The organism is Clostridioides sp. ZZV15-6598 (genome assembly GCF_020657705.1).
Taxonomy (GTDB): Bacteria; Bacillota; Clostridia; order Peptostreptococcales; family Peptostreptococcaceae; genus Clostridioides; species Clostridioides difficile_F.
The window spans coordinates 1-23,129 of the sequence record NZ_JAGWCS010000061.1 but is presented as its reverse complement, the minus strand read 5'-3'; the positions used below and the strand labels follow the sequence as shown (position 1 = coordinate 23,129).

General features: G+C 26.5%; 30 protein-coding genes and 1 riboswitch. Of the genes, 15 read left to right on the top strand and 15 right to left on the bottom strand.

Translation table 11 applies throughout. From position 1 onward, the window contains the following. Nucleotides 1-516: 516 nt before the first annotated feature. Nucleotides 517-1,878 carry an MATE family efflux transporter gene (locus tag KGF50_RS12610; RefSeq protein WP_227848371.1) on the top strand — a complete coding sequence of 454 codons (1,362 nt, stop codon included), beginning with the start codon at nucleotides 517-519 and terminating at the stop codon, nucleotides 1,876-1,878. A gap of 149 nt (nucleotides 1,879-2,027) precedes the next feature. Here the strand turns inward: KGF50_RS12610 and KGF50_RS12605 are convergent, their stop codons facing one another. Then, nucleotides 2,028-2,648 carry a flavodoxin family protein gene (locus KGF50_RS12605; protein ID WP_227848370.1) on the bottom strand — a complete coding sequence of 207 codons (621 nt, stop codon included), beginning with the start codon at nucleotides 2,646-2,648 and terminating at the stop codon, nucleotides 2,028-2,030. A 25-nt stretch (nucleotides 2,649-2,673) separates the two neighbouring features. Continuing rightward, on the bottom strand, nucleotides 2,674-2,793 hold the full coding sequence (locus tag KGF50_RS12600) for an NAD(P)H-dependent oxidoreductase (RefSeq protein ID WP_227848369.1): 120 nt from the start codon (nucleotides 2,791-2,793) through the stop codon (nucleotides 2,674-2,676). A 254-nt stretch (nucleotides 2,794-3,047) separates the two neighbouring features. Here KGF50_RS12600 and KGF50_RS12595 point away from each other — a divergent pair, with 254 nt between their 5' ends. Beyond that, nucleotides 3,048-3,380 carry a winged helix-turn-helix transcriptional regulator gene (locus KGF50_RS12595; protein WP_227848368.1) on the top strand — a complete coding sequence of 111 codons (333 nt, stop codon included), beginning with the start codon at nucleotides 3,048-3,050 and terminating at the stop codon, nucleotides 3,378-3,380. 134 nt (nucleotides 3,381-3,514) lie between these two features. On the opposite strand, the gene pcp is transcribed toward KGF50_RS12595, so the two are convergent. The 7 genes from pcp to KGF50_RS12560 all read right to left on the bottom strand — a co-directional run bounded on the left by pcp (nucleotide 3,515) and on the right by KGF50_RS12560 (nucleotide 8,302). After that, entirely contained in the window at nucleotides 3,515-4,156 is a 642-nt protein-coding gene (gene pcp, locus KGF50_RS12590; protein WP_227848367.1) for a pyroglutamyl-peptidase I, read from the bottom strand. A 20-nt stretch (nucleotides 4,157-4,176) separates the two neighbouring features. Then, nucleotides 4,177-5,109, bottom strand: coding sequence for a DUF979 domain-containing protein (locus KGF50_RS12585; protein WP_227848366.1), 933 nt, complete (start codon nucleotides 5,107-5,109; stop codon nucleotides 4,177-4,179). Between the two features lie 21 nt (nucleotides 5,110-5,130). Beyond that, entirely contained in the window at nucleotides 5,131-5,796 is a 666-nt protein-coding gene (locus KGF50_RS12580; RefSeq protein ID WP_227848365.1) for a DUF969 domain-containing protein, read from the bottom strand. A gap of 191 nt (nucleotides 5,797-5,987) precedes the next feature. Continuing rightward, nucleotides 5,988-6,587 carry a GNAT family N-acetyltransferase gene (locus KGF50_RS12575; protein ID WP_227848364.1) on the bottom strand — a complete coding sequence of 200 codons (600 nt, stop codon included), beginning with the start codon at nucleotides 6,585-6,587 and terminating at the stop codon, nucleotides 5,988-5,990. A 217-nt stretch (nucleotides 6,588-6,804) separates the two neighbouring features. Further along, nucleotides 6,805-7,281 (bottom strand): flavodoxin domain-containing protein, encoded by a 477-nt coding sequence (locus tag KGF50_RS12570; RefSeq protein ID WP_227848363.1) that lies wholly within the window; start codon nucleotides 7,279-7,281, stop codon nucleotides 6,805-6,807. A gap of 3 nt (nucleotides 7,282-7,284) precedes the next feature. Further along, a complete protein-coding gene (locus tag KGF50_RS12565; RefSeq protein ID WP_227848362.1) occupies nucleotides 7,285-7,698 on the bottom strand; it encodes an FMN-binding protein in 414 nt (137 codons plus the stop codon). After that, complete coding sequence (locus KGF50_RS12560) at nucleotides 7,673-8,302, bottom strand: TetR/AcrR family transcriptional regulator (RefSeq protein ID WP_227848361.1); 630 nt, start codon at nucleotides 8,300-8,302, stop codon at nucleotides 7,673-7,675. The genes KGF50_RS12565 and KGF50_RS12560 overlap by 26 nt, the downstream gene beginning before the upstream one ends. Nucleotides 8,303-9,400: 1,098 nt before the next feature. On the opposite strand from KGF50_RS12560, the gene KGF50_RS12555 reads away from it, so the two are divergent. Beyond that, nucleotides 9,401-10,228 (top strand): N-acetylmuramoyl-L-alanine amidase, encoded by an 828-nt coding sequence (locus KGF50_RS12555; RefSeq protein ID WP_227848360.1) that lies wholly within the window; start codon nucleotides 9,401-9,403, stop codon nucleotides 10,226-10,228. An 81-nt stretch (nucleotides 10,229-10,309) separates the two neighbouring features. On the opposite strand, the gene KGF50_RS12550 is transcribed toward KGF50_RS12555, so the two are convergent. The 4 genes from KGF50_RS12550 to KGF50_RS12535 form a co-directional block, all read right to left on the bottom strand. After that, nucleotides 10,310-10,492, bottom strand: coding sequence for a hypothetical protein (locus KGF50_RS12550; RefSeq protein WP_227848359.1), 183 nt, complete (start codon nucleotides 10,490-10,492; stop codon nucleotides 10,310-10,312). 251 nt (nucleotides 10,493-10,743) lie between these two features. Continuing rightward, nucleotides 10,744-10,914 (bottom strand): succinate dehydrogenase, encoded by a 171-nt coding sequence (locus tag KGF50_RS12545; protein ID WP_227848358.1) that lies wholly within the window; start codon nucleotides 10,912-10,914, stop codon nucleotides 10,744-10,746. 76 nt (nucleotides 10,915-10,990) lie between these two features. Beyond that, nucleotides 10,991-11,194 carry a helix-turn-helix transcriptional regulator gene (locus KGF50_RS12540; RefSeq protein WP_413926818.1) on the bottom strand — a complete coding sequence of 68 codons (204 nt, stop codon included), beginning with the start codon at nucleotides 11,192-11,194 and terminating at the stop codon, nucleotides 10,991-10,993. Beyond that, complete coding sequence (locus KGF50_RS12535; protein WP_227848356.1) at nucleotides 11,194-11,550, bottom strand: DUF3796 domain-containing protein; 357 nt, start codon at nucleotides 11,548-11,550, stop codon at nucleotides 11,194-11,196. The genes KGF50_RS12540 and KGF50_RS12535 overlap by 1 nt, the downstream gene beginning before the upstream one ends. 360 nt (nucleotides 11,551-11,910) lie before the next feature. Further along, a riboswitch (PreQ1 riboswitch) is annotated at nucleotides 11,911-11,954 on the top strand. Nucleotides 11,955-12,055: 101 nt separating this feature from the next. On the opposite strand from KGF50_RS12535, the gene KGF50_RS12530 reads away from it, so the two are divergent. The 12 genes from KGF50_RS12530 to KGF50_RS12475 all read left to right on the top strand — a co-directional run bounded on the left by KGF50_RS12530 (nucleotide 12,056) and on the right by KGF50_RS12475 (nucleotide 20,998). Next, nucleotides 12,056-13,024, top strand: a complete 969-nt coding sequence (locus tag KGF50_RS12530) for a nucleoside hydrolase (RefSeq protein ID WP_227848355.1) — start codon at nucleotides 12,056-12,058, stop codon at nucleotides 13,022-13,024. 1 nt (nucleotide 13,025) lies between these two features. After that, the gene (locus KGF50_RS12525; protein ID WP_227848354.1) at nucleotides 13,026-13,589 is read left to right on the top strand and encodes an ECF transporter S component; all 564 of its coding nucleotides are present in this window, start codon (nucleotides 13,026-13,028) and stop codon (nucleotides 13,587-13,589) included. Nucleotides 13,590-13,597: 8 nt separating this feature from the next. Then, on the top strand, nucleotides 13,598-14,287 hold the full coding sequence (locus tag KGF50_RS12520; RefSeq protein WP_227848353.1) for a radical SAM protein: 690 nt from the start codon (nucleotides 13,598-13,600) through the stop codon (nucleotides 14,285-14,287). 162 nt (nucleotides 14,288-14,449) lie between these two features. Continuing rightward, nucleotides 14,450-15,178, top strand: a complete 729-nt coding sequence (locus KGF50_RS12515; protein WP_227848352.1) for a DNA alkylation repair protein — start codon at nucleotides 14,450-14,452, stop codon at nucleotides 15,176-15,178. Nucleotides 15,179-15,191: 13 nt separating this feature from the next. Then, nucleotides 15,192-15,830: a DNA-binding protein gene (locus tag KGF50_RS12510; protein WP_227848351.1), complete on the top strand. Its 639-nt coding sequence runs from the start codon at nucleotides 15,192-15,194 to the stop codon at nucleotides 15,828-15,830. 25 nt (nucleotides 15,831-15,855) lie between these two features. Continuing rightward, the gene (locus KGF50_RS12505) at nucleotides 15,856-16,695 is read left to right on the top strand and encodes a hypothetical protein (RefSeq protein WP_227848350.1); all 840 of its coding nucleotides are present in this window, start codon (nucleotides 15,856-15,858) and stop codon (nucleotides 16,693-16,695) included. Nucleotides 16,696-16,710: 15 nt separating this feature from the next. Then, on the top strand, nucleotides 16,711-17,382 hold the full coding sequence (locus KGF50_RS12500; protein WP_227848349.1) for a response regulator transcription factor: 672 nt from the start codon (nucleotides 16,711-16,713) through the stop codon (nucleotides 17,380-17,382). After that, nucleotides 17,372-18,604 carry a sensor histidine kinase gene (locus KGF50_RS12495; protein WP_227848348.1) on the top strand — a complete coding sequence of 411 codons (1,233 nt, stop codon included), beginning with the start codon at nucleotides 17,372-17,374 and terminating at the stop codon, nucleotides 18,602-18,604. Before KGF50_RS12500 ends, KGF50_RS12495 begins: the two co-directional genes overlap by 11 nt. Before the next feature lie 150 nt (nucleotides 18,605-18,754). Next, nucleotides 18,755-19,072, top strand: a complete 318-nt coding sequence (trxA, locus tag KGF50_RS12490) for a thioredoxin (RefSeq protein ID WP_227848347.1) — start codon at nucleotides 18,755-18,757, stop codon at nucleotides 19,070-19,072. Between the two features lie 16 nt (nucleotides 19,073-19,088). Continuing rightward, on the top strand, nucleotides 19,089-19,967 hold the full coding sequence (locus KGF50_RS12485) for an NAD(P)/FAD-dependent oxidoreductase (RefSeq protein WP_227848346.1): 879 nt from the start codon (nucleotides 19,089-19,091) through the stop codon (nucleotides 19,965-19,967). Nucleotides 19,968-20,255: 288 nt separating this feature from the next. Then, complete coding sequence (locus tag KGF50_RS12480) at nucleotides 20,256-20,624, top strand: ArsR/SmtB family transcription factor (protein WP_227828410.1); 369 nt, start codon at nucleotides 20,256-20,258, stop codon at nucleotides 20,622-20,624. 2 nt (nucleotides 20,625-20,626) lie between these two features. Further along, nucleotides 20,627-20,998 carry a NifB/NifX family molybdenum-iron cluster-binding protein gene (locus tag KGF50_RS12475; protein WP_227433185.1) on the top strand — a complete coding sequence of 124 codons (372 nt, stop codon included), beginning with the start codon at nucleotides 20,627-20,629 and terminating at the stop codon, nucleotides 20,996-20,998. A gap of 137 nt (nucleotides 20,999-21,135) precedes the next feature. On the opposite strand, the gene KGF50_RS12470 is transcribed toward KGF50_RS12475, so the two are convergent. After that, the gene (locus KGF50_RS12470) at nucleotides 21,136-21,591 is read right to left on the bottom strand and encodes a hypothetical protein (RefSeq protein WP_227848345.1); all 456 of its coding nucleotides are present in this window, start codon (nucleotides 21,589-21,591) and stop codon (nucleotides 21,136-21,138) included. A gap of 38 nt (nucleotides 21,592-21,629) precedes the next feature. Further along, on the bottom strand, nucleotides 21,630-22,895 hold the full coding sequence (locus KGF50_RS12465; RefSeq protein ID WP_227433187.1) for an ArsB/NhaD family transporter: 1,266 nt from the start codon (nucleotides 22,893-22,895) through the stop codon (nucleotides 21,630-21,632). Nucleotides 22,896-23,129: the final 234 nt, after the last annotated feature.

Genomic DNA, 23,129 nt, shown 5'->3' with positions numbered 1-23,129 from the left:
ATTTATACTATCCAATACATATATATATATTGTATATTTTAGGAGTGTATTTGATAAAAATCTAAAAAATACTATTGACAATAGAATATTAAAAATTTAGAATAAACTAATAACATTATTAAAATTTATAATATGTTATCAATTTTATTTTGAGAGGGTGAAAACAATGTTTTATATAATTTTTGGTAAAATTTGTATTGATGATAGCTCTACACAGTTAAATATTATAAAACATTGTGTGGAGCTTAATCAAAACTATGATACTAATTAATCATTGAGTAGACAAATTTTTAGTATAGTAATCTATACTTATTTAAGCTGTCTAATATTGAGTAAGAGTGTTTATTTTGTGGGTTATATACGATGTTTGTATATAGCCCTTTTTATATTGTCGTTTATTATTAAGAACTAAAGCAATATAAATTATTTAAAGCGTAAGAGCAGGAGGGTTGTATTAAAGTACAATACCTACTGCTTTTTTTATTTTAATTATAAAAAGAGAGGAAAATTTATATCATGAAAAGAATAGAAGAAGATTTAACTATTGGTAATGTATTTAAAAAGTTAGTAAAACTTAGCATACCATTATTTTTTATAAATTTATTACAATCATTTTATAATATTGTAGATATGATTGTTGTTGGTCAAGTAGTAGGAAGTACTGGAGTTGTAGCGATTAGTAACTCATCTATGATTTGCTTTGTAATTAATTCTATTTGTATAGGGATTACCATGGGAGGTTCAGTACTAGTTTCTCATTATAAAGGAGCTAATGATAGTTATGGGCAAAGAGAAACTATTAGTACACAATTTTCTATATCTATAATAATATCTATAATTATAACTGTACTAGGTTTGTACATATATAAACCAATTTTTTCTTTGCTAAATATACCACAAGAAGCTATGAAAGATGCTTGTGATTATATGATAATTATTTGTCTTGGTACTGTATTTGTATTTGGATACAATTCAATTTGTTCTATTCTTAGGGGATTTGGAGAGACTAAACAACCACTATATTTTGTGCTTGTAGCTACAGTAATAAATATTTTTCTGGATTTTTTATTAGTTTGGTATATGGATATTGGTACAAAAGGTGCTGCTATTGCTACTGTTACATCACAAGGAATATCGTTTTTTATAGCAGTCATATATCTGCATAAACATGACTTTATTTTTGATTTTAAGTTAAAAAGTTTCTCAATTAAAAAAAATAAGTTAAAAATGATTTTGAAAATAGGTTTACCATCAGCCATACAAATGTCTATGGTCAATACATCCTACTTATTAGTGACTGGCATGTTAAATAATTATGGAATTGCTGTTTCAGCAGCATCTGGAATTGGATTGAAAATAAATACTTTTGTAGGAATGCCATGTTGGGCAGTTGGTCAAGCTGTTATTATTATGGTTGGTCAGAATGTAGGAGCAAGAGATTTTAAACGAGTTGAAGAAGTAGTAAAAGCAGGAATAAAATTAAGCTTGGCTATAACGTTTATTTCCACTATTTTTGTACAAATATTTGCAGAACCAATAGTTATATTTTTTGGGTCTAAAAATCAAGCAGTTATTAGAGAGGGAATTATGTATCTTAGAATTTGCTGTTCAATCAACAGTTTAATTTATGCAGTCATGTATATTTATGATTCATTTGTAACTGGTATAGGTTTTACTAGTCTAGCTATGTTTAATGCATTGTTAGATTCTGTATTTATTAGACTATTACTTAGTTATATACTAGGGACTATTTTAGAGTATGGATTTATAGGTGTTTATTTTGCTCAATTTTTATCACCAATACTCCCAGCGATTATTGGGGCAATCTATTTTTATAAAAGAAAATGGAAAGGCATAACTAAGCATGTAAGAAATTAATCGTTTTAAACAGATTAAATAATAACATAGTGGTTTTGATATAAATAAAATCAAAACCACTATTTAGCTATTGTACTGTTTTATATGAACTATTCCATTTATTAAGAATCACTTTAATTTTAAATTAACAATTAATAAAACTCAATTATTTATTGTATAAAGTTAGTCATAATTTTTTCTTCATATTGAGGGTCTTTGACTCCTGCTTTTTGCCCAGCTGAAATACACTTAAGAAGCCATGCCATGTTTTCACCTAAAGTTCTCATAGTTTGTAATCCCTCTTTATCTTTCATAACATCCTCTGGTGTAAAACCATGTACCTGATTCCAGTACTGTGATGACACAATAGGCATATTACTAATTGAGAAATATTTATTTAGTTGGTCAAATGTTGCAGTTGCTCCACCACGTCGACATGATACAACTGATGCACCAAGTTTCTTTGCCATTTTACTTCCAGCCGAAAAAAATAAGCGGTCAAGAAATGAAGTTAGTTGTCCACTTGCACCAGAAAAATATACAGGTGAACCAACAATAATGCCATCAATATTATCTAGTTCTTTCACTAACTCATTGACCTTATCATTCCAAGTACATTTGCCAGTTTGAAAGCAGGATGAGCAAGCAATACAACCTGGTATTGGCTTTTTACCTAAATATAATATTTCGGTTTCAATGTCGTGCTTATTTAATGTTTTAGCAACTTCATTTAATGCTGTATAAGTACATCCGTATTGATTTGGACTACCATTTATTAATAAAACTTTCATTAGAAATTCCTCCAGTAAACTTTATTTAATAGACATTCCAAGGGTCTTTGCTTTTTCTAAAATATGTTTTCAATGAATCTATAAGTACAGATGTATTTCCATTTGTTCTTGGACTTCCATTTAAAACAAGAATTCTTTTACCCATTTAAAACACCTCCTATTATTAAATTTATCAGCAATATGAAACTACATTTGTTAGAAGTTTCTTGTAACTTGAATTGAAGAGTAATTGAACTAAAAATTTGACAATATGCTAAAGTACTAGCATTTAAGTAGAATTTATATGTATTATAGCAAATTGACTTTTAATTGTTCTTACACTATAATTTTATTATAAATTAGTTAAAAGACAAGTACGCACATTTTTGTTCAATACTAACCTAAAGGAGAGTGTAGCACATGGGTATGGATTGTATATCACAGGCAGATTTAAGTGAAACAGGGTTTAGTTATACACTTTCACTGATTAATGGAAAATACAAGATGGTAATTCTTTATTGCCTTGCTGAATTTAAAGTTGTTAGATATAATGAACTAAAACGTTATATAAAGACTATTTCTTATAAGACTCTGAGCTTATCATTAAAGGGATTAGAAGCAGATGATTTGATTATTCGTACTGAATATCCTCAAATACCACCTAAAGTAGAATACAGTTTATCAAAGAGAGGAAAGTCTCTGATTAAGATTTTAGATGCAATGTGTGAGTGGGGAGAACAGAATAGAATTTAATTTTATATTTGAAGATTGTACATGTTATAAAAAGACTGTAGGTAAATTTGAATTTAAACAAATATACTTACAGTCTATATTTAAAAAAATATCTATTTTTATTTATACTTTTAAAAAATTATTTTAAATATTTATTATGAAATTTCGCCACCAATTTCTTTTATATCATCTTTGTAGATTATACAAGCTTCTATGGCTAATTCCAAACCTTTAACTATTTCCTCTAAAGACATAAATGGTGTATTCTTTTTCTCTATTATTTGTGAAGTCATATATGGTATGTGTATGAAGCCTCCTCTTATAGTAGGATATTTTTTATCTATCATGTAGAGAATTCCATACATTACATGATTACAAACAAATGTACCTGCAGTATTTGAAACACTGGCTGGAATTTTATTTTCATTCATATGTTTTACCATAGCTTTTACAGGTAATTTTGAAAAATATGCAGGTTGACCATCTTCCTTTATAACAATGTCTATAACCTGATTTCCTTCATTATCTTTTATTCTAAAATCATCTACATTTATAGCGACTCTCTCAGGTGTAATATCAAATCTACCTCCTGCTTGTCCGACTGATATTACTATATCAGGGTTGTGTTCTTGAATAGCTTTATCTATTGCTTCAACAGATTTTGTCATAACTGTTGGTATAGTTATTTTTATAATTTCCGAGCCTTTTATATTATCTTTGACCCTTTCAACAGCTTCTTGAGCGGGATTTATTGGTTCTCCGCCAAATGGGTCAAATCCTGTTAATAAAACTTTCATTATTTTACCTCCTATTCATATTAAAATCCTAAAAAATACATTACTAATATGTGTGCTACAATTAATATTAAAGCAACTGGCGCTTGATACTTTATAACAACATAATCATTTTTACATTCAAGTAAAGCTGCTGGAACTATATTAAAATTAGCTGCCATTGGAGTAAGTAGGGTTCCACAATATCCTGCTGTTAATGCTAATGCTCCAATTATAGCAGGATTTCCACCTTGAGACAATACAAAAGGGATTCCAATTCCTGCCGTTATGACTGAAAATGCAGCAAATGCATTTCCCATTATCATAGTAAATATAACCATACCCAATACATAAGCTATAACACCAAATAATCTATTGTCAGTAGGGACTACTCCTGATATCATACCTGAGATAACTTCGCCAACTCCAGCCTGAGTAAACAAAGCACCTAATGCAACTAAAAGTTGTGGTAGCATACTAGCTGGTCCCATTTGTTGAAGTAATCTTGAACCATCGTGAACTGAGGTAGATGATTTTGCTTTGGTTATTATAAGAGCAGATATTAATGCGATTATTGAACCTACACCTATTGCAAACTGTGAAGAATTATCAAAATTAGAAAGACTCATAGCTACAATTACTGCGGCAAAAGCTAATATTAATGATGGTATGAATATTTTATTTTTAAGTTTGTCTGCCTGTTCTTTCCCAAAATTTTCATTTGGTTCTTCGTATTTTGCAAATACAACTTGTTTGGTAAGTGTTAATAAACTAGATAATATTAGTATGATTCCTATTATATTAGCTGGAATTAATCTTCCAAATATAAATGGGAGTGATATTAGTATCCAAAATAATGATGTACCGTATTTTTTATTATTGTCTATTGTAGTAAAAGACCTATATGCTATGACAATCATTAAAAATCCCATTAATGCATAAAAAATTTCCAATGATATGTTTATAAAATTTTGCATTTTTATACCTCCTAAATAAATCTATCTCTTATGGCTTTTATTTAATTTTTTATCATATAGAGTAAATTGGATTGTGGCAGCTATAAATGCTATTACGGCCATAATGATATTAGCTTTTACAATCTCAATTCCAGTTACATTATATCCAAATTGAGTAAGAGTAGATGCTATAAGTAAAACTCCACTACTACCTGCAAACAAGTTTTGACCATAGAAGTTACCATAGTTTTCTGATGCAGCAGATAATGCTTTTATAGCTTCTTCGTCTGATTCTTTTAATTCATCACTGTTACTTAATCCAGCAGCTTGTGCCATGGGGTTAACAAGTGGTCTTACAAATTGAGGATGCCCGCTCATTCTTATTGATAAGGCTCCAGCTATTTGTCTAGCAAACATATATATGCTAAGTACTTTTCCTGTTGTGAGTCTTTGTAATTTTTCTATTAGAGAAACTGCTCTTTGTTTTAATCCATATCTTTCCAAAACACCAATTACAGGTAGTGTTAGTATAAACAATGACACACCTCTATTTAAGACAAAAGAATCTCCTAGGATTGTAAAGATTTGATTAAAATCCAATCCTGCTACAAGCCCTGTTGCTATTCCTGCTAATAATACAGTAAATAATGTATCAATTTTAAGTATAAATCCAATCACAACTATTAATATACCAATTAGTTTTATCATTAATTATTCTCCTTCCATTTTTTCTATTTTGATTTGATTTCACTAAATAAATAAAGTTAAACTCTTTTTATAGTATTTACGTTAATATGACTATTATTATAAAATTTAATAAAAAATAAGAAAGTAACTTTAAAATACTTATTTTAAAGTTACTTTCTTATTTTTATTTTAGTTTATTCAAAGTTTGTGTTTTAAAGTAATTTAACAAGAAGGCTGTTTTTTTCTAAAACAGTAGAGATTTCTTTTGTATCAATTTGTTTAATTGTTTTTATGTAGTCTGGTTTTATAGGATGAGCACCTATGTATTTTTCAAATAACATAACATCATGCCAACTACCAAATTTATATCCTGTATTATGATAAATTCCACATAGTTTGAAACCAAAGTGTTGGTGAAGTTTCTCGCTTTTAATATTAGGCGATGTAATACTAACGTATAAGTTTTGAATATTTTGTAATTTTAATATGTCTATTATTGAATTATAAAGAGCTGTACCTATTTTACAACTGATAAACTTTTCGTCAACATAAATTGATAATCCAGCATTCCATTGATAAGCAGTTCTTTCATTATGTTCATGAGCATAAGCATATCCAACAATTTTTTCATCAATTAAACAGACTAGATATGGATATTTTGAACAAATTGTTTTTATTCTATTTTTAAAATCACTAATATTTGGTATATCATATTCAAAAGTAATTGCTGTATTAGTGATATATGGTGTATATATTTCTAATATTTCTTCCGCATCTGTTTCCTTTGCCAGTCTGATTTTAACTTTTCCCATAAGTATCATCTCCAATGTAGTAAATATAATAGTTTTTGTTTTATAATGTTCAAGTTTAAATGTGAAAACATATTGTGTACTTTATTATATTTTATATCAAAAGTTATATAAGGGAAAGTTATGTAACGAAATGTACAAAAATATATGGCAAAACGTTATATGACTTTTGACATAAAGCAGGGGTAGATGGGTTTGTCAACGAAGAGTGTAGCTTATTTTAGTCATTAAAATTTCTTAAAAAATTATCTATATTATCCTGTGATATTTTCAGACTATTGTAATCATTCTTTGTAACTGATTTCATAATCAATTTGTCAAAAAATTTCATTTTCTCTAATCTAGCTTCACCACCAAATACACTTATTGATTTTGCACTCTTTAATAATGATGATGGGAAATTGCTTGATAGATATTTATCCATTTGCTCAGAGAATGCACAACAAATAAAAATACCAACTTTCTTTTTGTTTAATAGTTCTATATTATCATTACAAAATGTACGAATTTCTTTTGAAACTGAACCCACATATATTGAACTTCCGATAATAATGGTATCAAATTTTGATAATTCAATTTTACTATTCTTATCCTTAATATCAACAATAGTAACATTATTAGGTAGTCTACTTTTTAATATATTTGCACAGTCTGCGGTACAACCATATTTACTTGAATATATAATAATAGTATTCATATTTTACTCTCCTTTTTGTAAAGCATTTTCTACAGCCTTTCGTATAGTATCACTGCTGTAAGTTGCAGAAGTTATAGCATCCACTTCTAAAGACTGTTGCTTAATAATATTATTTACAATCTTTTCAGCTGACTTACCTAAAAGAGTGTCATGTTTTAATATATCAATATCTTTTATTACTCCATTGTTAACTTCGACAGATACAGTAGCTTTTACTAGACCATTATCAGCACTTCCAAGATAGGTACCATTTTTTATTTTAGCAGGATTTATATTTTGTATTACTAATTTTTCAGGCTTCAAATTAACTACAGCTACAATAATAATAACTATAAATATAAAAAATAAAGCTGTTAATATCCTTAGCACTCTTAAAAGTTTATTTTTCTTATTAGGATTTTTGCTGTGAATGCTCATTGTAAATTCCTCCAAGTAAAATATCCACGAAATTATCTATAAATTGTGGGAAGTTATGTAAAGAATATAATTGATTTTCAACAGCACATAAAACAAATCCTAATAAGGCACTTATAAGCATCCAAGAAGCATTATCTATATTTGGTTTAAATATTTTTTGCTTAATTCCAGTAGCAAGAAGTTCATCAAATATCTCTATACCATTATTAGTAGGGGTACTAGTAGTATTTTGAGATGCAAATATAATATTCATCCCACTATACATTATTGCTTTTGTCATTTCTGAATTGCTAGAAAGGATTTTGATAAAAGTAAGCATAATTTCTCTAATTTGTTTATCTACTGAAAATGATGAGTACTTATTCATAACAGTAATAGAATGATTTTCTATTTTATTATAAAGTTCATTAGCCATATCACTAATAATCTGTGCCTTATCTTTATAATAAAGATAAATAGTGGTTGGAGAATATTCTATTTTTGTAGCAATCTTTCTAATTGATAAATTTTCATATCCTTCTTGATTGATAACTTCAATGGCAGCATCCATAATTTTTTTCTTCATTTCTATTTTTTCATTTTTACGTCTTTCTTTGATACTCATATAATCACCCCTTTAACTTAACAGTGTTAATTAAATTTACAATGTTATTGTATATCTTATTTTTAATTTTGTCAACAATCTAGTACAAATATAGATTTCTATGTTTTCTATATTGGTACTATGTTTATATATTTAATTAAGTTATTTTTAAATCAAATTAATTTGGCTTTGCAAAATAATCTAAGAATACTAAAATTAATTAGAAGCTATTTGTAATAAATATTTATTGTTTGAATAAATGATATTAAAAAAACGATTTTAAGGTGAAAAAGATATACTGTATTTATTATGTTCTGGTTTGGATGATACTAAGATAAAAGAGATAGGTTTTATTTAACAATTGATTCTTACAGAGGGTTGAAAATAAAGACTTATAATCCAGTCTTTGAGTGTTTACCATAATTATAAAAAACAAAAAAGAGTGCTATAGCACTCCAATTGTGAGAAATATATATGAAATTCATTTTTGCATTAATGCAAAATGTACATATAACAAAGTTTATTTTTTATATTTACTTTATATAATAAGCATATTAATATTAAGTGAATATTTATCATAATTAGTAAAAAGAAAAAGGAGTGATTTTACACTCCAGTTGTCAAAAATCTAAAACTGTCATCGCAATATTACTATTATAACATAATTTATGATAATATGTGAATATATTTAAGATTAAAAAAATATTTTTGATATAACTAAAATTATATTAAAAAATGAAATGAATAGATATTAATATAAAAAAATTAAGACAGAGTATTTATAAATTATATAAATGAGAAAAGTGCTATAGTTAAAAAAAGTATTATCAATTAATAATTTTACAAATTTTTAATTAAAAATAGACAATAAAGATTATATGGTAGAATCACATAAAAATTTATCAAATTAAATGGAAATAAACATATTTTTATCTAGTTATGCATTTTAGATTACTAGTTATGTGCTATATATTGAATGTTTAGAATATTTATGATATTTTTATAAAAAAATAAAATGATAATTATTTTTTTATAAAGAGGAATAATTTATATAAATTTAGATTTTCATTATTATGGGACATATACATGGATAAAATTTAATTAAAGGGGTAAAATGTTATGAAAATATGTATTACCGTAGGACACAGTATTCTAAAAAATGGTGCATGTACTTCTGCTGATGGATTAGTTAATGAGTATCAATATAATAAGTTATTGGCACCAATATTAGCAGATATATTTAGAAAAGAAGGGAATACAGTAAGTGTAATAATATGCCCTGAAAAACAGTTTAGTTCTAAAAATGAGGAAAAATCTTATAAAATACCTAGAGTTAATAATGAAGAATATGATTTACTTATAGAGTTACATTTAAATGCAAGTGATGGTCAAGGAAAAGGCTCAGAAGTGTTATATTATAGCAATAAAGGCTTAGAATATGCAACTAGAATATGTAATAAATTAGGTATGGTATTTAAAAATAGAGGAGCTAAATTAGATAAAGGATTGTATATTCTAAATAGTTCAAAACCTACATCTATATTAATAGAAAGTTTTTTTTGTGATAATAAAGAGGATTATGAGAAAGCAGAAAAACTTGGATATGAGGGAGTGGCTAAGTTAATCGTAGAAGGTGTATTAAACAATAATATAAAAAATGAAGATATAAAGAAGATTAAACATACAATAGTTTATAGTGGAGATGACAGAGTTTCAGCAGAAATAATAGGATTATATTATAAAAGAAAAGACGAAAGCTATTTAGTAACAGATATAAAAGATTATAAGCCATATAAAACAGAAAATCTGTATGTTATTGGTGGAGGTGCTTGTAGCAAGATAAAGGAAATGAGTAAGACTACAGGAGAAAAATTTACACAAATATATGATAGTGATGTATGGTCAACAATGGATAAAGCAAGAGCATTTATAAAAGAAAAGGCGTAATTTAAAATCTTTATTAAATTAAATATTTAAATAAGAAGAATTTATATAAAATTCTTCTTATTTTTTTTGATAAATTAAATTTTATACCAAACCACATTCACATAATAAAATCATAATTCTATGAAGGCAAGACTCTACAATATCTTCTCCATATTTTTTAATAAAATCATCAATCTGAGTTTCTATAAATAAATAGTATTCTTTTAAACTAACAATGTATGCAGTCATTATATGAACACATTCATCAATTTTGTCTTTAAACACAATACATCCCCCTAAAAAATAAAAATACTCAGTAAATAAAATAAATTATTTTATTTGAAAATATATATGTATAATACTTCGCTTTAATATATTTTACAAGTGTATATGTAAAACTGGATATTACAATTGTAAAACTGGTTGAATTATTATTCAATTTATTTTTTATTTACAGTTATCAGTAAGTATTTGGCTGTTATACTAAATAATTATTGGTTTTCGTAAACATTGTTATTGAAGTATTGCAAATCTTATCATCTTCTTTTTTTACTAAATAGATAAATTAATAAAAATCCAATTCCAGTTCCAATTATTATTCCTACCATAGTATCTATCACTAATTTTTTTAATATAAAAGCTACTAAAAATACTATGAACAAACCAAATATATATCCAAAAAAGTGTGTTGAAAGTTTTCTTTTCATATAATCACCAACTTATATTAGTTTTAATCTACTTATTAATAAAAGTATAGCAAAAATTTTAAGAGGAGAATAGTTGCTAATCTTTTATATATTCAAAAATTTCTTCTATACTTACATTGAATACGTTAGCAATATCAAATGCTAATTTTAATGAAGGGTTATATTTTCCGTTTTCAAGGTTTCCTATAGTTTCCCTTCTTACTCCTACTAATGATGCCAGTTCATCCTGTTTCATATTATATTTTGCTCTATATTCTTTAGTTCTTGAACGAATCATCATTATTCTAGTCCTTTTCCTTCTTTATATTGTAAGTATGCAAAAATTGCAACAAAGCTAATCATTGCTATAGAAAAACTTATTCCTAATCCATTTTCAATAGTAGAAATATTATCTGAAATGATGGATAAAACCATAGCTATTGATAGTGATGAAAGTGTAAAGAAAAATGCTGGTACAGCTGCTTTTCTTAAGTTTTCTCTAAATAATTCATCTGGCATAATATTAAAGTATCTAAAAAAAACAAAGAATGCACAAAAACTAATAGTTCGTATTTCTCCAGCGTATATTCCGGCTAATCCTAAAAAACCTAAGAAACCTAAAAATCCTAGTTTATTTAATTCTCTAAAACTTTTCATTATTAACAACTCCTTTAGTAAATGTTATATATTTTTAACTTTTTGTTAAAAATATATAACATTTACTGCTTATTTGCAACATAAAAATTAAATTTAATATAAATTTTATATGTAAAGTTAATTAAAGGTATTAATTGTAATATTTATGATATTGTTGTATAATAATAATCGGTTTAAACGTGCCACATTTTATTAAAGTTTGTTTAGTATTTGAGCACCCTTTAATGAGACACATAAAAATATAATAAATTCTTTTAAACTACAAACAGTGTTTTTGTAGTTAGTAAATCAGGTGTTTGAAAGGTTTTAGTTAATTGAGAGGTTATAATAAATAACTTAAAATCATAACTAAGCTTAACGTCTGTACTTGTTCGAGAACTCCAAGTATAAAAAACTAAGGAATTATATAGTGGCAGTATATAATTAATACCCTTAGACACACCTTTTTGAAAGTGGAAAAAAGATGTGTAGTTCTCCTCGACCACAAATCAAGGAGGATAGTAATATGGAAAAAAGAAAAGTAATAATTGATTGTGACCCAGGAATTGATGATTCTTTGGCAATCCTTCTGGCTTTAAACTCACCAGAGCTAGAAGTACTTGGAATTACCACATGCTGTGGTAACGTACCAGCAAATGTAGGTGCAGAAAATGCACTAAAAACACTTCAAATGTGTTCTTCACTAAATATTCCAGTATATATAGGAGAAGAGGCACCACTAAAAAGAAAACTTGTAACAGCTCAAGATACACATGGAGAAGATGGTATAGGAGAAAATTTTTATCAAAAAGTGACAGAAGTTAAAGCAAGAAATGGAGCAGTAGATTTTATAATAAATACTTTACATAATCATGAAAAAGTATCTATAATAGCACTTGCACCACTTACAAACATAGCTAAAGCACTTATGAAAGATAAAAAAGCTTTTGAAAATCTTGATGAATTTGTATCTATGGGAGGAGCATTTAAAATTCATGGAAATTGTTCTCCAGTAGCAGAGTTTAACTATTGGGTAGACCCACATGGAGCAGATTATGTTTACAAGAATTTATCTAAAAAAATTCACATGGTAGGTTTGGATGTAACTAGAAAAATTGTACTTACTCCTAATATTATTGAGTTTATAAATAGACTTGATGAAAAAATGGCGAAGTATATAACTGAAATCACTAGATTTTATATTGATTTTCATTGGGAACAAGAAGGAATAATAGGTTGTGTAATAAATGACCCTCTAGCAGTAGCATATTTTATAGATAGAAGTATATGTAAGGGATTTGAATCATATGTAGAAATTGTGGAAGATGGAATAGCTATGGGGCAATCCATAGTAGATTCGTTTAATTTCTACAAAAAACATGCTAATGCGATTATTTTAAATGAAGTTGATGAAAAGAAATTCATGTCCATGTTTTTAAAAAGACTTTTTAAAGGATATGAAAACATTATAGACTCTGTGGAAGGAGTGATATAGTGTGAAAAGAAAAATATGTGTCAAAACTATTACACTTATAGCCTTTGGTATTTCTATAAATATAATAGGTGCATTTATAGCTATGGGACTAAGGTTACCTATATATTTAGATTCAATAGGAACTATAATGATAGCTTCACTTTTGGGACCTAAATATGCTGTTATTACAGGCGTGTTTGGGAGTTTAATAAGTGGAGTTACATTTGATGTATATTCTCTTTATTTTGCACCAGTTCAGATATCAACAGGATTACTTGCTGGTATTGCTTTTAAAAAGAAATTCTTAACCGGTATAAAAACTCCATTAGGAGTCTTGTTATTTGCCATACCAACATCTATAGTAAGCTCAGTAATTTCAGCTTTTTTGTTTGGAGGTGTAACATCATCTGGTTCTTCTTATATAGTTCAAATTTTAAAAGTACTAGGATTTGGAGATGTATTTAGTGTGTTTATAACTCAAGTGTTCACAGATTATACAGATAAATTAATTGCAGTTGTTTTGGTAAATTTAGGATTAAATGCAGTTCCAAAGACTTTAAAAGTATCATTAACTGGAGAAAGATAGGAGAGAATATGGATAGATATAGTGAGATAACAAATAAGAATCAAAGAGAAATAGTTTTACTTAAAAGCTTTCCATGTATATGGGGAAGATGTTCTTTTTGTGATTATATAGATGATAATTCTAATTTAGAAGAAGAAATGAACCAACTAAACTTTGAAGTTTTAAAAAATATAACTGGAAAATATGGAGTTCTTGAAGTCATAAATTCTGGTAGCTGTTTTGAAATACCTAAAGATACTTTAGAGAGAATAAAGAAGATTATAAAAGAAAAAAATATAAAAAAACTATTCTTAGAAAGTCATTGGTCCTACAAAAATAGACTAAAGGAAATGAGAGATTATTTTGAAATCCCTATAATATTTAAAATCGGGGTTGAAACATTTGATTATGATTTTAGAAATAACTTTTTAAATAAAAATGCAAGATTTAAAACACCAGAAGATGTAAAAGAATATTTTGATTCACCTTGTATTATGGTTGGAATTAAAGGACAGACTAAAGAAATGATAGACAATGACATCGATATTATTCTAAATACTTTTGAGAAAGCAACTGTGAATGTTTTTATAAACAATTCTTCTAAAATAAAAAGAGATGAAGAGTTGGTCAAATGGTTTATTAATAAGTATGAATTCCTAAATGAAAATTCAAATATAGAAGTTTTATATAATAATACAGACTTCGGTGTAGGAGATTAGTAAGACTTTCTAAAGAGATATTATATTGTAGTAAATCTTAATTTAATTTAAATTTTAAATTGAAAAATTTAGTATGTTTTTGAAAAAGCTTCTGATAGGTAGAAGCTTTTTTTTATATAATTTTATGTTACAATAAGAAAAAAGGAACTAAGGAGTAAATAAATGATGCTTAGTAGGGAAAAATGGGATAAATTGGAATATATCGAATTTTTAGAGTATATGAAATCTATGCAAGATATTAAGTATAGAGACTTTAATAAGAAACTTATACCAGGTACAGAAAATATAATAGGTATTAGAATTCCTAATTTGAGAAAGTTATCAAAAGAAATAAGTAAAGGCAACTGGAAAGAATTTTTAGAAGTAGCAGAAGATACTTATTATGAGGAAATTATGTTACAAGGTATGGTGATTGGTAATATAAATAGTAATTTTGAAGAGGTTTTATATTACATAAAAAAGTTTGTACCTAAAATTAGTAATTGGGCAATTTGTGATGGATTTTGTTCTGGACTAAAGTGCACAAATAATTATAAAGAATATATGTATGATATATTAAAAAAATATGTTTGTTCAGAAAATCCGTGGGAGATTAGATTTGCATTAGTTATGTTTTTAATATATTATGTTGATGATGAACATATTAAAGATATTTTTGAATACTGTAACAATATACAAAGTGAAGAATATTATGTTAAAATGGGTATGGCATGGCTATTATCAATTTGTTTTGTTAAGTATGAAGAAGAAACACTTCTTTATATAAAAAACAACAATTTAGATGATTTTACTTATAATAAAATGTTACAAAAAATAATTGAATCAAACAGAGTAGATTTAGAAAAGAAGAATATAATAAGAAGTATGAAAAGAAAGACAAGAAGATATTGACGGAGGAGTATTAATGAATAATGAAGAAAGAATTGATAAATTTTTAGAGCTTCAAAGTGAAGGAATCAAATTTACAGAGATAGCTCAAAATCTAAAAATTAGTCAAAGTACTTTAAGAAATTTTTTAAATAAAAAAGGATATAAGTCAGAAAAAGGTAAATACATATTAAAAGACGAATTAAAGTATAAAGAAGATTTGGATAAAGAAAAAACTAAGGAAGATAACACTAATAATATAAAAAAGGTAAGCACCAAAAAGAAGAAATCTAATGAAAAGGTTTTAAATAAGAGTATTGAACAAATTGAGTTTAACGACACAGATTTAAAAAATACAAAAGCAAGAAAAAATATTAAACCTAAAAAAGACAGAAAAATAAATATAACTCAAGAAGATTTAGATAAGCTTTGTGAAGTGTATGATTGGTATTTAGAAGTGAAGGATTATAATATAAAACCTAAAAAAATATCTAATAAAAAAGATGTACATATAGATAATGAATCTTTAAATGAATTAAAAACAACAAGAATACGTATAGATAAAGAAACTTGGAATGACTTTGAAAGATTATGTAGCAACTCAAATTTTGAAAAACACCAAATACTTACACAAGCATTGAAGGAATTTATGAAAAAGTATAAAAATCTACTATAAAATACTACTATATGAGGTGCTTAATATGAATAAAATAGTAAAAAAATTAATTTTTTTAATGATTATATTAACAATATTTATTTTTACACTGACTGCATGTAAAAGGGAAGAAGAACAATCTGATTCAGTTGAGATTCAATCAGAAGACAACAATGAAGTGATGATAGATAAGGACAATGCAAAAGTATTGAATATAGGAGCAACAGAGAATATAACTGTAGATGAAGATGGAAAAATAGATACATCCACAAAAATAGAAAATAATTCAACATTTAATATATCGAATGTTGAACTAATATATAATGAATACGATGAAAATAAAAAAATTACTTCATCTGATAGTAAATCTCTATTAGATATGACTTTAATGCCTGGGAAAGTTGCTTATGTAGAATGTGGACATAAAACTTTTGCCAAAAGTGTAGAAGTCTATGCATATGAATATGAAGCAGAGGGTAAAATTGTATATGTTAATTTAAAAGAAAATACTATTGATATAAGAAATAATAAGATTAAGCTAGAAAATAGTAGTCAGTATGAAGTATTATCTACTTCAGAACTTAAAAAAGTAAATGAGTCAAAAGAGGGAATCACATATCAAATAAAAGTAAAGAATTCATCATCAAAAGATTTAGGAAATATTATCCTTAAGACAGCAGAAGTTAATGATAATGGAGAATACTTAACAGTAAGTCGTGTACCATCATACAAAATTTTAAAGGCTTCAGAAGAAACAGATATAGATATAACCTGTTCAATAAAAGCAAAGAATGTTGAAATAGTAGGATATACTTATGATGATATAAAAGAAAAAGCAAATGTAGATATTGATTTGAAATCTCATAAAGTCAAGATAGACAAATAAAGGTAGGGGATATTTATGAAGGTTTTGATAGTTGAAGATAATAGGGTGCTTTTAGAAAGTGTAGTAAAAGAACTTAGTAATCATTTTGAAACTGAAAAATGTGAAGATGGAGAAGAAGCATTATATTTAATAAATCAAAATATATATGATTTAGTTATATTAGATTTAATGCTCCCTAATATAAATGGAATTGATATTTTGAAGAAAATGAGAATCAATAATATAGATACACCTGTACTTATATTGACCGCCAAAGAAGCATTAGATGATAAAGTGGAAGCATTTACTATAGGAGCTAATGATTATTTGACAAAACCTTTTTATATGGAGGAACTAGTAGCAAGAGTATATGCCATATTGAGGACTAATGGAAAAATAAAAGAAAGAAATGGATTAGAGTTTAAATCTTTATATCTAGATACATTAGAAAAAAGAGTGTATATTGAAAAAGAAGAAATAAAACTTCAAAATAAACAGTTTAACTTATTGGAATATTTTGTTTTAAATAAAGGCTCGATTTTATTAAAAGAACAGATTTATGATAGAATATGGGGCATTGATTCAGATGCAACTATTGAAATAGTAGAGGTATATGTAAGCAATCTGAGAAAAAAACTAAGTAAATATGGATATGATAAATATATTAAAACTAAGCGTAAGGTAGGATACATATTCGATGATAAATAAGAATGTATTTACCAGCACTAAAAACCATTTGATAAAAATGTACATTGTTGTAGTGGGTAGTTTTTTAATAATATTTTCTATATTTATATATTCATATTTTAGAGGTCTTACATATAGTGGAATTGATAGTGAAATCAATGATGAACTGGAGTATATAGTTTCTCAATTTAAGAGAACCTCATTTTTAAATCCAATAAGACTTAAAGACCCTAAAGATATGGTATATGTTTATGAAGATGACAGAATAAGTTATTATACTCAAAATGAATATTTTGATGAATTACTTCCAGACAGAAGACTAGATAAGAAAAATACATTTTTTAAATATACAGAAAATGGTTATACATTTAGAGAATTAAATGTGGATGTGGGAAGATATCAGATACAAATAATAAGAAACATTGACTCAGAGATGAATTCTTTAAAACAGTTGACATCTGTACTTATAATTGGAATACTAATTTCTGTTATAATAACGTACTTTGTAGCAGTATATCTTACTCGAAAAGCATTAATTCCAATAGAGACTGCTTGGAGGAACCAAGCTAAATTTATACAAGATGCTTCACATGAGTTAAGGACTCCAATAACAATAGTTTCATCAAAATTAGAAAGTATGTTAAAATCTCCAGAAAATACAGTAAATGACGAAGTTGAAACAATAGCTACTGCAATGAAAGAAACTAGAAGACTTAAAAAGATGATAACCGACTTACTATCTCTTACTAAGGAAGATTCTATTGTTAAAGTTAACTTGGAGGAAATTGATTTAGAAAAATTACTAGAAGAAATATCAGAGGATTATGTGGATATTGCTGAGTTTCAAGAAAAAAAATTTATATTTCACTCTGAACTAAAGAATAAAATTATAATAACAGATAAAAATAAATTGAGACAACTTATATTAATTTTTATTGATAATGCTTTTAAATATACTAAACTAGGTGATGAGATAGTATTAGAATTAAAAGAAGATGTGGAAGATGAAGTAACATTACTTATAAGAGATACTGGTATAGGTATAAAAAAAGAAGAAATACCTTTTATATTTGACAGATTTTTTAGAAGTGAAAATGTAAGAAATAAAGATTTAGAAGGTTCTGGAATAGGTCTTTCAATAGCACATATGATTAGCTTGAATTTGTCTATTGAAATAGATGTAACTTCTGATATAGGCATTGGAACTACATTTGAAATATCAATACCAAAAAAATTAAAATAATAAAAATATAAAAACCTGTTTTTACAAATAAAGAATGGGTATACTAATTAGTATAAAATAAAATATAAAAAAATTTATAAAAGTAAAATTATATTTATAAATTTCATAGTATAATTATAAGGATAATAAATTTTTAGGAGGATTAAAAAAATGGCAAAAGTTATAAATACATCTGAATTTAGAAGTAGTGTTGAAGGTAGTAAAGGAGTAGTTGTAGTAGATTTCTTTGCAACTTGGTGTGGACCTTGTAATATGTTAGGACCTGTATTTGCAGAATTAGGTGAAGATATGAAAGACGAAGCTAGATTTGTAAAAGTTGATATAGATGAAAGCTTAGAAATAGCTCAACAGTTTAGTGTATCTACAGTACCAACTATGATTATATTTAAAGATGGAGAGCCAGTTGAAACTCTAATTGGATTTATGCCTAAGAACAAAATTGAGATGAAAGTAAAATCATATTTATAAAAAATGGGTGAATATTATGAGATATGACATAGCTATAATAGGTAGTGGTCCAGCGGGATTATCTGCTGCTATAAATGCAAAAATAAGAAATAAAACAATGATTATGTTTGGTAATGATAATTTAAGCAATAAGCTTGTTAAAGCTCCTTCAATAGATAATTATTTAGGTTTTTATGATATAAGTGGAGATGAATTAAAAGATAAATTCAAATCGCATATAGATAACATGGATATTTCAATTGAAAATAAAAAAATAAATAATATTTATGCTATGGGAGAATACTTTGCAATAATGTCTGGAAATGATATGTATGAAGCTACTACTGTAATCCTTGCGACTGGTGTAGAATATACTAGACCAATAAAAGGTGAAGAAGAATTTCTAGGAAGAGGAGTAGGGTATTGTGCTACATGCGATGCACCACTTTATAGAAATAAAAAAGTAGCAGTCATAGGATATAATGAAGAATCTAAAGAAGAGGCAAATTTTTTAAGTGAACTTACTTCAAAAACTTATTTTATACCTATGTATAAAAAAGAAAACCTTATGAGAAGTTCAGATAATTTAGATGATTCTATTGAGATTATACACGATAGACCAGTGCAAATAGATGGAGATAAACTTGTAAATAAGATATCTTTTAAAGAAAATCATATTGAAGTTGATGGAGTATTCGTTATAAAAGATAGTACAGCTCCAAGTACACTGATTCCTGGAATAGAAATTGATGGTATCCATATCAAAGTTGACAATAATATGAAAACTAATATAGAAGGGTGCTTTGCCGCAGGAGACTGTGTAGGTAAACCATATTCTTATATTAAAGCAGCTGGGCAAGGACAAATAGCAGCATTAAATGCTGTTTATTATCTGGATAAATTAAAAAGAGCTTAATATAATTAGTAAGTAAATTTTTAAATATACAAATAAAAAACTGTCTTAAAATAATATAATTATTTTAGACAGTTTTTTATTTGTGTATTATTATTTCATTTCAAGATATCTTAGAAATGTATCTCTAGATGTGTTTATTTTGATAAATTTAAACTAACAATTAAAATATATATAGAAATAATTAGAATTATTTATAATAAGTTCCAAAATTTCAAAATAATAGTTGAAAAATCTAATTAAGAGTACTATAATTTAATTAAGTAATTACTTAATCAAAAAGAGGTATTTATGGAAAATTTGGTTAAAATATTTAAAGCATTGAGTGATGAAACTAGGCTTAACATACTTATATTAGTATCTAAAAGAAATATCTGCCAAAAAGGAATTTCTAAATATTTAGGAATTTCAGATTCTGCTGTTTCACAACATATAAAAATATTAAAAGAAGTTGGCATAATAACAGGATATAAAGAAGGATACTATGTCTTATATCATATTAATAAAGAGGTGTTTAACATATGTATGGATTTTATAAATTCTATGTTAAGTAATTCTAGTGAAAGCTTTATAGATGTATTTGATGTAAATACAATACATCTAGGATGCAGTAAAGAATGTAAATCTATGAAAAAATGTTGTAAGAGAAGGGAGAAATAATAATGAAAGTATGTATACCAGTAGAAGAAAATAAAGGATTAGATAGTAAACCATATGGTCACTTTGGTTCTGCACCAATCTTTGTTGTGTGTGACTTAGAAAGTGGAGAAGTTAAATCTTTAGACAATGGAGATTTAGGTCATGAACATGGAAAGTGTCAACCAATAAAAGCATTATCAGGTACAGTTGTAGATGCAGTAGTAGTTGGAGGAATAGGGCAAGGTGCCATAGTTAAATTAAATAGTATGGGAATAAAGGTTTATAGAGCTGAAGCTGATACTATCAGTGGTAATTTGGACTTACTTAAAGATGGAAAATTAGTAGAATTTCCATCAAATCATACTTGTTCACATGATGGATGTGGACATCATTAAAAACAAGATAGCTGATGAAGCATATGCTTCATCAGCTATTTTATCATTTTAACAAATAAGATTTTTTATCTTTAGTATTAAATTTTGAGGTTGTACAAAGTTTTTATATATAACCTTAAATTTATAAGTATCTTACTTTAGATTTTCTTTGTATGCTTTTCTATATAGTTAATATCATTTAATATATCGTTAAGTTCTTTATTGAGTGTTTTTAAATCATCTCCATCTACATTATAGTTTAAAAATAATTCTTCTACATTATCAATAATAGAATTGACTTTTCTAGTAACTTCAACAAACGTTTTAAAGTTACTACTATTTTTAGCATTTAGAAACTTGTTTAAATCTTTTGATATAAATGATACTATTTCATATTCATCATTAAACAGACCTCTACCAATAGGATATGGTTCTATTCTTTGTAAAAAATATTGATCTTTAGCATTAATATTATAAGTATAAGATATTTCCCAGTTGTCTCCTAAATCAAACTTGATAAAATATAATGTACTACTTACTTTTGATATTTTTGTAGCTCCAAGTTGTCTTAAAAGAACTTCAATTGAATCTCCTTGAACAGTATTAATATTCATATATACACATCCCCTTTAATACTATTATACTATATTTTCTAAAATTTTATAATTAAATAAACAGTAGATATAATAATAGATATAATCATAAGTGGAAAACCTATCTTAAAATACTCTTTAAAAGATATAGGATGACCATGCTTATTACCTATACCTGCTAGTACAACATTGGCAGAGGCTCCAATAAGTGTCCCATTACCTCCAAGACAAGCTCCAAGAGATGTTGCCCACCATAGTGGCATTACATCAATTCCTTCAGCCTGCATAGTCAGAATAAGTGGAATTAGTGTTGCAACAAACGGAATATTATCTAAGAATGAAGAAACTATTGCTGATAACCATAATATTAATAACATTGTAAATACAATATGACCCTCTGTAAGTCCAATCAATGCTTGAGCTAATTTATTTATTATACCTACTTCTACTAATCCACCAACTACTACGAATAATCCCATAAAGAATAAGATTGTAGACCATTCAATGCCTGCCATAATTTCATCTACATCTTGTTTTCCTATAAGAAGCATTATAGATGCACCAGTTAATGCCACAACAGAAGAATCTATATGGATTGTGCTATGAAACATAAAACCAAAAAGTATAAATGCTATTAAAAGAAGGCTTTTTATAAGTAAGGGTTTATCTTTAATAGATTTTTTTTCATCAAGTTTTAATATTACTTCCTTAGCTTTATCGTCCACAACAAGTTCTTTACCATAAATAAATTTAAAACATATTATTGTTATAATAAGTATTACTATAACAGCAGGCCCTAAATTTATTACAAAATCCATGAAACTAAGATTGGCAGCACTACCAATCATAATATTTGGAGGGTCACCTATAAGAGTAGACGTACCTCCGATATTTGAAGCTAAAATTTGTGTTATTAAAAATGGAACTGGATTAAGTCCTAAAATTTGTGTAATAACTATAGTCATTGGACCAATAAGTAAGACAGTAGTAACATTATCTAATACAGCAGATAAAATGGCTGTTATAATAGCAAAACAAATCATTATTCTCCATGGATCACCTTTAGCTTTTTTTGCAGTCCAAATAGCTATATATTCAAATAGCCCTGAGTTTTTAACAACAGCAACAAATAGCATCATACCAACTAATACTCCAATAGTATTGAAGTCTATATGGCTTAACCCTTCATCAAGTGTAAGTATATTGAAGATTATCATTAATAGTGCACCACCAACAGCTGCTACAGATCTGTTTACCTTTTCTGTAATAATAGCTGCCATAACTATTAAAAATATACATATAGCTATTATTTGTTGAAATTCCATAATATAAGTACCTCCATTTGTATTCTTTTGTGTCTAATGCTAGTACTATATATAGTATTACTTTTTTCTGGTTTTTTCAATGGATGTATGAAAGTATATTATTTAACAAAGTTTTCGAAAAATTAACAGAATTTAAAGAAAATTTTTGTTATTTAAATAAATTTTAAAATCATATCATTACTTATAATATTAAACGACAAACGAAAAAATATACTTCAAAAGTATAATTTATTG

Bases quoted from the DNA above. Each gene is read 5' to 3' on its own strand.
- KGF50_RS12610 (WP_227848371.1), top strand. From the start codon at position 517: ATGAAAAGAATAGAAGAAGATTTAACTATTGGTAATGTATTTAAAAAG.
- KGF50_RS12605 (WP_227848370.1), bottom strand. From the start codon at position 2,648: ATGAAAGTTTTATTAATAAATGGTAGTCCAAATCAATACGGATGTACT.
- KGF50_RS12600 (WP_227848369.1), bottom strand. From the start codon at position 2,793: ATGGGTAAAAGAATTCTTGTTTTAAATGGAAGTCCAAGAACAAATGGA.
- KGF50_RS12595 (WP_227848368.1), top strand. From the start codon at position 3,048: ATGGGTATGGATTGTATATCACAGGCAGATTTAAGTGAAACAGGGTTT.
- pcp (WP_227848367.1), bottom strand. From the start codon at position 4,156: ATGAAAGTTTTATTAACAGGATTTGACCCATTTGGCGGAGAACCAATA.
- KGF50_RS12585 (WP_227848366.1), bottom strand. From the start codon at position 5,109: ATGCAAAATTTTATAAACATATCATTGGAAATTTTTTATGCATTAATG.
- KGF50_RS12580 (WP_227848365.1), bottom strand. From the start codon at position 5,796: ATGATAAAACTAATTGGTATATTAATAGTTGTGATTGGATTTATACTT.
- KGF50_RS12575 (WP_227848364.1), bottom strand. From the start codon at position 6,587: ATGGGAAAAGTTAAAATCAGACTGGCAAAGGAAACAGATGCGGAAGAA.
- KGF50_RS12570 (WP_227848363.1), bottom strand. From the start codon at position 7,281: ATGAATACTATTATTATATATTCAAGTAAATATGGTTGTACCGCAGAC.
- KGF50_RS12565 (WP_227848362.1), bottom strand. From the start codon at position 7,698: ATGAGCATTCACAGCAAAAATCCTAATAAGAAAAATAAACTTTTAAGA.
- KGF50_RS12560 (WP_227848361.1), bottom strand. From the start codon at position 8,302: ATGAGTATCAAAGAAAGACGTAAAAATGAAAAAATAGAAATGAAGAAA.
- KGF50_RS12555 (WP_227848360.1), top strand. From the start codon at position 9,401: ATGAAAATATGTATTACCGTAGGACACAGTATTCTAAAAAATGGTGCA.
- KGF50_RS12545 (WP_227848358.1), bottom strand. From the start codon at position 10,914: ATGAAAAGAAAACTTTCAACACACTTTTTTGGATATATATTTGGTTTG.
- KGF50_RS12540 (WP_413926818.1), bottom strand. From the start codon at position 11,194: ATGATGATTCGTTCAAGAACTAAAGAATATAGAGCAAAATATAATATG.
- KGF50_RS12535 (WP_227848356.1), bottom strand. From the start codon at position 11,550: ATGAAAAGTTTTAGAGAATTAAATAAACTAGGATTTTTAGGTTTCTTA.
- KGF50_RS12530 (WP_227848355.1), top strand. From the start codon at position 12,056: ATGGAAAAAAGAAAAGTAATAATTGATTGTGACCCAGGAATTGATGAT.
- KGF50_RS12520 (WP_227848353.1), top strand. From the start codon at position 13,598: ATGGATAGATATAGTGAGATAACAAATAAGAATCAAAGAGAAATAGTT.
- KGF50_RS12515 (WP_227848352.1), top strand. From the start codon at position 14,450: ATGATGCTTAGTAGGGAAAAATGGGATAAATTGGAATATATCGAATTT.
- KGF50_RS12510 (WP_227848351.1), top strand. From the start codon at position 15,192: ATGAATAATGAAGAAAGAATTGATAAATTTTTAGAGCTTCAAAGTGAA.
- KGF50_RS12505 (WP_227848350.1), top strand. From the start codon at position 15,856: ATGAATAAAATAGTAAAAAAATTAATTTTTTTAATGATTATATTAACA.
- KGF50_RS12500 (WP_227848349.1), top strand. From the start codon at position 16,711: ATGAAGGTTTTGATAGTTGAAGATAATAGGGTGCTTTTAGAAAGTGTA.
- KGF50_RS12495 (WP_227848348.1), top strand. From the start codon at position 17,372: ATGATAAATAAGAATGTATTTACCAGCACTAAAAACCATTTGATAAAA.
- trxA (WP_227848347.1), top strand. From the start codon at position 18,755: ATGGCAAAAGTTATAAATACATCTGAATTTAGAAGTAGTGTTGAAGGT.
- KGF50_RS12485 (WP_227848346.1), top strand. From the start codon at position 19,089: ATGAGATATGACATAGCTATAATAGGTAGTGGTCCAGCGGGATTATCT.
- KGF50_RS12480 (WP_227828410.1), top strand. From the start codon at position 20,256: ATGGAAAATTTGGTTAAAATATTTAAAGCATTGAGTGATGAAACTAGG.
- KGF50_RS12475 (WP_227433185.1), top strand. From the start codon at position 20,627: ATGAAAGTATGTATACCAGTAGAAGAAAATAAAGGATTAGATAGTAAA.
- KGF50_RS12470 (WP_227848345.1), bottom strand. From the start codon at position 21,591: ATGAATATTAATACTGTTCAAGGAGATTCAATTGAAGTTCTTTTAAGA.
- KGF50_RS12465 (WP_227433187.1), bottom strand. From the start codon at position 22,895: ATGGAATTTCAACAAATAATAGCTATATGTATATTTTTAATAGTTATG.